This window comes from Pedobacter glucosidilyticus DSM 23534 (assembly GCF_000425145.1).
Lineage (GTDB): Bacteria > Bacteroidota > Bacteroidia > Sphingobacteriales > Sphingobacteriaceae > Pseudopedobacter > Pseudopedobacter glucosidilyticus.
Genome location: NZ_AULF01000003.1, coordinates 287,263 through 293,344, shown reverse-complemented (window position 1 = coordinate 293,344; position 6,082 = coordinate 287,263). Strand labels below are relative to the sequence as shown.

At 34.9% G+C, this 6,082-nt stretch carries 7 protein-coding genes; 6 read left to right on the top strand and 1 reads right to left on the bottom strand.

Features of this window, described 5'->3' with window-relative positions; genetic code table 11:
- The first annotated feature begins 261 nt into the window (after positions 1-261).
- A complete protein-coding gene (locus tag H510_RS0101395) occupies positions 262-1,185 on the top strand; it encodes a cobalamin-binding protein (RefSeq protein ID WP_036691484.1) in 924 nt (307 codons plus the stop codon).
- Here H510_RS0101395 and H510_RS0101390 read toward each other — a convergent pair.
- Complete coding sequence (locus H510_RS0101390) at positions 1,182-1,703, bottom strand: NADPH-dependent FMN reductase (RefSeq protein ID WP_026902670.1); 522 nt, start codon at positions 1,701-1,703, stop codon at positions 1,182-1,184. The two genes, H510_RS0101395 and H510_RS0101390, sit on opposite strands and share 4 nt — an antisense overlap.
- Before the next feature lie 158 nt (positions 1,704-1,861).
- On the opposite strand from H510_RS0101390, the gene H510_RS0101385 reads away from it, so the two are divergent.
- Genes H510_RS0101385 through lepB form a run of 5 tightly spaced genes read left to right on the top strand, consistent with a single transcriptional unit; the run spans position 1,862 to position 6,057 of the window.
- Positions 1,862-2,665, top strand: coding sequence for a ParA family protein (locus H510_RS0101385; RefSeq protein ID WP_026902669.1), 804 nt, complete (start codon positions 1,862-1,864; stop codon positions 2,663-2,665).
- A 3-nt stretch (positions 2,666-2,668) separates the two neighbouring features.
- Positions 2,669-3,580 (top strand): ParB/RepB/Spo0J family partition protein, encoded by a 912-nt coding sequence (locus H510_RS0101380; protein ID WP_026902668.1) that lies wholly within the window; start codon positions 2,669-2,671, stop codon positions 3,578-3,580.
- A 1-nt stretch (position 3,581) separates the two neighbouring features.
- The gene (locus H510_RS0101375; protein WP_026902667.1) at positions 3,582-4,193 is read left to right on the top strand and encodes a DUF5683 domain-containing protein; all 612 of its coding nucleotides are present in this window, start codon (positions 3,582-3,584) and stop codon (positions 4,191-4,193) included.
- Positions 4,190-4,936, top strand: a complete 747-nt coding sequence (gene dapB / locus H510_RS0101370; RefSeq protein ID WP_026902666.1) for a 4-hydroxy-tetrahydrodipicolinate reductase — start codon at positions 4,190-4,192, stop codon at positions 4,934-4,936. Before H510_RS0101375 ends, dapB begins: the two co-directional genes overlap by 4 nt.
- Positions 4,937-4,947: 11 nt before the next feature.
- On the top strand, positions 4,948-6,057 hold the full coding sequence (lepB, locus tag H510_RS0101365) for a signal peptidase I (RefSeq protein WP_026902665.1): 1,110 nt from the start codon (positions 4,948-4,950) through the stop codon (positions 6,055-6,057).
- Positions 6,058-6,082: the final 25 nt, after the last annotated feature.

Sequence of the window (6,082 nt, the reverse complement as noted above, 5' to 3'; positions counted from 1 at the left end):
AGCCTTTGTACAGTCTAACAACTTCTCCATACCTTTCCGTTCTGTTGGCGTTAACTTCAGTTGGAGATTTGGAAGCTTAAAAGTGAATCAAAATCCTAAAAAAGGCGTTAAGAATGACGACTTAAAACAAGGTGATGGCGGAGGCCAAGCCGGTGGAGGTATGGGCAACTAAAACCATTAATAAAACAATTTAAAACAGGGATAAATCGGATAGGTTTATCCCTGTTTTGATTTTACTATCTTTGCGGAAATTTGATATTCATGAAGAGGATTATTTCTTTGTTACCTGCCGCAACCGAAATTATTTGTGCCTTAGGCTTAGAAGAAAATTTGGTTGGACGATCTCACGAGTGCGATTTTCCGGCAAGTATCCAGTATTTGCCTATTTGCTCTGATGCAAAGTTTACTTCAACAGGTAGCAGTAAAGAAATAGACCAACAGGTTAAAGAAATTTTATCAGATTCTTTATCCATTTACAAAATTGATAAAGCTTTAATTCAAGAATTAAAACCTGATATCATCATTACCCAAGCACAATGTGATGTTTGTGCTGTTTCTTTAAAAGATGTAGAAGAGGCTTTAGCCGATTTTATAGGTCATCAAACCCAAATTATTTCTTTAGAGCCAAAAGTTTTAAATGATGTTTTTGATGATATTAGAAAAATAGCTGCCGCAACAGACACTATGGCTGTAGCCGAAACTTTGATAGAAGATTTAGAAGAGCGAAAAGATATCGTAAAACATAAACTAAAGTTTTTTAATGATAAACCTAAAGTAGCTTGTATAGAGTGGCTAGAACCTGTAATGGTATCAGGGAATTGGATTCCTGAGCTTGTGCAAATTGCTGGAGGCACATCATTACTAGCTCAAAATGGTCAGCATTCTCCCTTTGTAAGCTGGGAAGAAATTGCAGAAGCAAACCCTGATATCATCATCATCATGCCATGCGGATTTTCTATCTCTAGAACCATGCAAGAGATAGGTGTTTTATTGAGCCTGCCGCAATGGAAAGATTTGCAAGCGGTTAAAAACAATAAAATCTACATTGCCGATGGTAACCACTATTTTAACAGAAGTGGTCCTAGGTTAGTAGATTCTATTGAGATTTTAGCTGAAATCATCACACCAAAATATTTCAATTTTGGTTATGAAGGTCATGCTTGGGTTAAGTTTGATGTAGCTTAAAAAGCGATAAACTTTTCTGCTTGCTCATCGCAAAACTTAACGGTATCGGCATTAAAGAAATTAGCATCTTCATTTAATTCTTTATGTACCGCCGTAACATGAATTTTCAAGGGCATAACCTGCATATTCATATAATTGCAAACACCAGTAAAGTGGTCTACACCACGTATATTTCCATATTTTCCTGATGATACACCAACCAGCGCTGCTTTTTTACCGTAGAAAGATTGAGGGAAGTCGCAAGCATCTATAAAAACTTTTAAAATACCCGGGAAACTTCCATTATATTCTGGAATCACAAAAAGAAATTTATCAGCTGCAGAAACCAATTGTTGTATATTTTGGAACTCAGCACTTCTTTTACCATATAAATCAGAAATAATTAAATTTTCAGGTAAATCTGTTAAAGATAAAATAGAAGCATTTGTGCCTTTAGCTTTTAAAATTTTTTGGTAATATTTTGCTACTTTAAGCGTATTACTATTCAGCCTGTTAGTTGCTGAAATTATTAAAGTCATATCTGTATGTTTATAAATCTTCTAAACGTGTGGAAATTGATATTGTTTAAATTTGTATCTTAGCCCTTTATGAAAAAATGGTTAAATAAGGTCGAAATTACAAAAATATGGCTGTTTAACCATAGCAAACATACTAGCATATAGCATACTTTAGGTAGATGAGTAAGATAATAGCAATTGCCAATCAAAAAGGAGGAGTAGGTAAAACAACTTCCTCTATTAATTTAGCAGCAAGTTTAGCCGTACTTGAATTTAAAACTTTAATTGTTGATGCCGATCCTCAGGCAAATTCTACGTCAGGTATAGGTTTTGATCCTCGTACCATCAAAACAAGTATTTATGAATGTATCATTAATGATGTTGACCCTAAAGAAGCTATTAGGAAAACAGAAACCCCTAATTTAGATTTATTACCCGCACATATAGATTTAGTTGGTGCAGAAATAGAGATGATTAATCTTCATGAACGCGAGTTCAAAATGAAGGCAGTTTTAGAAAAAATTAGAGACCAATATGATTTTATCATTATTGATTGTTCTCCATCCTTAGGTTTAATTACTATCAATGCGCTTACAGCAGCAGATTCGGTTATAATTCCCGTACAATGCGAATATTTTGCACTAGAAGGTTTGGGTAAATTGTTAAATACCATTAAAATTGTACAAACACGTTTAAATCCAGAATTACAAATAGAAGGGATTTTGTTAACCATGTACGATGTACGTTTACGACTTTCTAACCAAGTGGTAGAAGAAGTGCGTTCACATTTTGAAGATTTAGTTTTCCAAACTATTATAGCCAGAAACACAAGATTAAGCGAGGCGCCAAGTTTTGGCATTTCTGTGATTATGCATGATGCGAACTCTAAAGGAGCTATAAACTATTTAAATCTTGCCCGTGAGATTATCAAGAAAAATGGTTTGTCAAAAGAAAGTCCGGTTGATCAAAAAGAAGTAGTATAAAGCATGACTAAAGAAAGAAAATTTGGTTTAGGTAAAGGTTTAGGTGCTTTACTTAATGATACTCCGGATACATCCTATCAGCGTCAGCAGCCCATCGTTACAGAGAATACCAATACTGTTTCTTTAGGTTCTATAAGTAAAATTAAAATCAACCAAATACAGGTTAACCCGTTTCAACCTCGTTTTGAGTTTGATGAAGAAGCGTTAAAAGAACTTTCAGAATCTATTAAACTTCAAGGTTTAATTCAGCCTATAACCGTTCGTAAGGTTGGAGATGCTTATCAATTAATTTCTGGTGAGAGAAGATTAAGAGCTACAAAAATGGCAGGTATTGATGAAATACCGGCTTATATACGTACCGCTAACGACCAGCAGATGCTGGAAATGGCTTTAATAGAGAATATCCAAAGAGAAAACTTAAACGCTATAGAAGTAGCTTTAAGTTTCCAAAGAATGATTGATGAATGCTCTTTAAAGCAAGAAGAATTGGGCGATAGGGTTTCTAAAAACCGCTCAACCATTACCAATTATCTGCGTTTGTTAAAATTACCTCCGGTAATACAGGCTGCCATCAGAGATAATCACTTATCTATGGGGCATGCAAGAGCGCTTATCAGTGTAGAAGATTCTTCCAGTCAATTGTTTATTTTTCAAGAGATTATTGATAAAGACTTATCAGTAAGAAAAGTAGAAGAATTGGTAAGAAATATCAAGCAAAATGGTGCTAAAAAACCAGAATTGGCTAAAAAAGCAGATGGTGTTTCTTTCCAATATCAAAAAATACAGGACGATTTATCTTCAAAATTTGCAACTAAAATTAAAATGAAAGTTCAGCCAAACGGAAAAGGAAGCATAGAAATTCCTTTTTTATCTGATGATGACCTGAACAGGATATTAGAACTTTTGGACTGGTAGCATGCTTAAGCCTTTATTTTTTGCGATTTTACTAGGTAGCAGTGTTTTGTGTTTTGCACAAAATAAGGATACCGTATCAGTAGAAAAGCCAAAAATTTCTATCAAGCAGCGTTTAAATAGAGATGTTTTTTCTTTATTTAAAGATAGCACAGAACTACAATCGCCACGTAAAGCTGTTTTACGTTCGGCTATTATCCCTGGCTGGGGACAAGCAAGAAACGGTAAATGGTGGAAAGTTCCATTAGTTTATGGTGGTTTTGTAGGTATAGGCTTGGTTTACGATTTTAACCAACGTTTTTATAAAGAGTTTTTAGGCGAAAGCCAAGCCAGAAGCGAAGGTCGTAAGGAACTAGAACAATACCTTAATGCCTCAGACGTACAAATTTACAGTGCAAAAGACTTTTATAGAAGAAATAGAGATTTAAGTATATTGGCTTTTGTAGGTTTTTATGGTATCAATATGATTGATGCCTATATAGATGCTCGCTTAGCAACTTTTGATGTTGATGACGATTTAGCCATCAAAATTTCACCTTCTATTTATACACCAGTTTATTCTTTCGGCATAAACCAAGCTCCGGTTCCTATGCTTAAATTAACCATAAAATTATGAAGATAGCATTACTAGGCTACGGTAAAATGGGTAAAATGATTGAGAGCATTGCCTTAGACCGTAATCACGAAATTGTTTTAAAAATAGATGAAAGCAATACGCATGAGCTTACATTAGAGAATCTGCAAAAAGCAGATGTAGCCATAGAGTTTAGTACACCAGCAACTGTTTTAACCAATATCCAAAAATGTATTGATGCACAAGTGCCATTGGTAGTTGGTACTACCGGATGGTATGGCCAGTTGCAGCAAGTAAAAGATGCCTGTCTAAGCGCTAATGCAACTGTTATGTATGGCTCAAACTTTAGTGTAGGGGTTAATATATTTTTCCAAATCAGTAAAATTGCCGCCAAGATGATGAATAACTTTTCTGACCAATATGATGTTGGTATGGAAGAAATTCATCATATTCATAAATTAGATTCGCCAAGCGGTACAGCCATCACCATTGCCGAAGATATTTTAGAAGAGTTTAAAACTAAAAAAGAGTGGGTTGATGTAAGTGCTTCAGAAAATCATGTAACACAACATCGTCCAGAGCATCTAATTATAGAGTCTTACAGAGAAGGTGAAGTACCGGGCACACATGCTGTGATTTATGATTCTGATGTAGACCGTATAGAATTAAAGCATGTAGCACATGGCAGACAAGGGTTTGCTTTAGGGGCAGTTTTAGCTGGCGAATGGTTACGAGGTAAAAAAGGCTTTTACTCTGTAAAAGAGATGTACAATTTTAATGTATAAAAAATATTATCATGAATTTTAAATTCTGGGAGAAGAACAAAAACAAAAAAACACCAACGAAAAAGAAAAGTGCAGGCAGAGAATGGCTCGATGCTATCGTTTTCGCTGTTATAGCAGCTACTTTAATTCGTGGTTTATTTATAGAAGCTTATACCATACCTACAGGTTCAATGGAACGCTCCTTATTAGTAGGCGATTTCTTATTTGTAAGTAAGGTTAACTACGGTGCTCGTACACCTATAACACCTATTGCCTTTCCTTTTGCTCATCATACGATGCCCGTAACGGGTACCAAAGCTTATTGGGATGGTTGGCAATTACCTTATTACCGTTTACCTGGTTTTCAGGATATAAAGCGTAATGACGTAGTGGTTTTCAATTATCCTATGGACGCTGATGAACCTTTAAATCGTCCAATTGATAAACGTGAGAATTATATTAAAAGATGTTTAGCTATTGGCGGCGATACTTTAAGCATTGATAATGGTGTTGTTTTTGTAAACGGAAAACAAGTTGATATTCCAGAAAGAAGCCAAACAACCTATTACGTTAAAACTGATGGTAGCGAATTTAACCCTAAAGCCTTAGAAGACATTGATACTGATGTAGAGCGTGTTAGTGCCGATGAATATGTTTTTATCATGCCATCTACAGAAATCAGTAAAGTGAAAGCTTTTTCTAATGTGAAAGTTTTTACACCCATGATAGCTCAAAAAGGGGAGTTTAAACAAGAGATATTCCCTCATGATCCTAATTTGAAATGGAACGAGGATAATTACGGACCTATCATTGTTCCTAAACAAGGCTGGACAGTTACTTTAGATAGCTTAACTTACCCTATTTATAAAAGAGCTATCCAGTTGTACGAGGGTAACCAATTAGAAGTAAAGGGTAATGATTTTTATATTAACGGGAAAAAATCTAATACCTATACTTTTAAAATGAATTATTATTGGATGATGGGAGATAATCGTCATAATTCATTAGACTCTAGATATTGGGGTTTTGTACCGGAGGATCATATCGTAGGTAAAGCTTTATTCGTATGGATGAGCTGGAACGAAAATGGAACTTTCTTTGACAAGATAAGATGGAATAGACTATTTATGGGGATTCATTAATTCTCATTTAAGCTTAAAAAAAGCG

Coding starts and splice junctions, on each gene's coding strand:
- H510_RS0101395 (WP_036691484.1), top strand. CDS start 262: ATGAAGAGGATTATTTCTTTGTTACCTGCCGCAACCGAAATTATTTGT.
- H510_RS0101390 (WP_026902670.1), bottom strand. CDS start 1,703: ATGACTTTAATAATTTCAGCAACTAACAGGCTGAATAGTAATACGCTT.
- H510_RS0101385 (WP_026902669.1), top strand. CDS start 1,862: ATGAGTAAGATAATAGCAATTGCCAATCAAAAAGGAGGAGTAGGTAAA.
- H510_RS0101380 (WP_026902668.1), top strand. CDS start 2,669: ATGACTAAAGAAAGAAAATTTGGTTTAGGTAAAGGTTTAGGTGCTTTA.
- H510_RS0101375 (WP_026902667.1), top strand. CDS start 3,582: ATGCTTAAGCCTTTATTTTTTGCGATTTTACTAGGTAGCAGTGTTTTG.
- dapB (WP_026902666.1), top strand. CDS start 4,190: ATGAAGATAGCATTACTAGGCTACGGTAAAATGGGTAAAATGATTGAG.
- lepB (WP_026902665.1), top strand. CDS start 4,948: ATGAATTTTAAATTCTGGGAGAAGAACAAAAACAAAAAAACACCAACG.